This is a genomic window from Streptomyces sp. NTH33 (assembly GCF_003236365.1).
GTDB lineage: Bacteria > Actinomycetota > Actinomycetes > Streptomycetales > Streptomycetaceae > Streptomyces.
In genome coordinates, this window is record NZ_POTZ01000961.1 from 1 (window position 1) to 1,014 (window position 1,014).

Consider the following 1,014-nt stretch of genomic DNA (forward strand, 5'->3'; position numbering starts at 1 on the left):
GGTGCGTCTTGTGGATCTGGCCGCGTCGCTGCGGCACCCAGGCGGTGAAGGCGGCGTCCATCTCCTCGAGGGAGGAGAAGGCCCGGCCGGACAGGACGTGGTCGCGGACGATCAGCACCTGGCGTTCGACGCGGCCCTTGCCGGTGGGCCGGTAGGCGGCCAGGACGTCGATGTCGAAGTCGTAGTGGCCGGCGAAGCCGACCGCTTCCGGGTGCAGCGGGACCGCCTCGCCCGGGGCGACGTGCCGGCGCACGACGGTCTTGGTGCGGTCGTAGACGATCGTCATCGGCACCCCGCCGAAGTGCGCGAACGCCCGCCGGTGGCAGTCGAAGAAGGTCTGCAGGTCCTGGCTGGTGGTGAAGCAGCAGAACGGGTCGCGGGAGTACGACAAGGTCATGTGGAAGGAGTAGACCTTCCCGATGCCCATGTGGGCGAGGATCTTGCCCTCGTCGCCCCAGTCCACCTGGGCCTGGGCTCCCGGGATGACCTCGAAGCGGCGGTGCATGCCCGCCAGCTCCTTCGGGGTGATGCCGAGTTCCTCGGCGATCCGAGGGCGGGCTTCCTGAACGTAGAGCTTGACGCGCTGGTAGTTGCCGGTGAACCCGTACTCAGCGGCCAGCCGCTCGTGGATCACCGATGCCTTCATCAGGACCTCGGCCCGCAGCATCGAGTCGATCAGCGGCGCGAACTCGTCGATCTTTCTTGCCAGGGACCGCCCGTTCGCCGACCGGCGCGGCGGGGTCGCCGGGCCCGGCGCCGAGAGGTACTTGCGGACCGTCTTGCGGTCCAGCCCCGTCTCCCTGGCGATCTCCGACAGGCTCATCGCCCCGGCCTCCAACAGGCCACGGAAACGCCGTAGTTCCAACCAGCGATGCGGATCCAGAACCACTGTCGACCGCCCCTCCGCCGCCTACACCGACCAAGCAGCAGAGTGCCGAGCAGCACCCCTCAGCGCATCAGGAACTGGCCGCGTTCATCCGTACGCGGGTGGGGACGTTCACGTGTACGCCGACA

1 protein-coding gene is annotated in these 1,014 nt (G+C 68.5%); it reads right to left on the bottom strand.

Translation table 11 applies throughout. From position 1 onward, the window contains the following. Positions 1 to 823, bottom strand: an 823-nt coding sequence (istA, locus tag C1I97_RS37820; protein ID WP_441349200.1) for an IS21 family transposase, incomplete at its 3' end; no start/stop codon positions are given. Between the last annotated feature and the right edge of the window lie 191 nt (positions 824 to 1,014).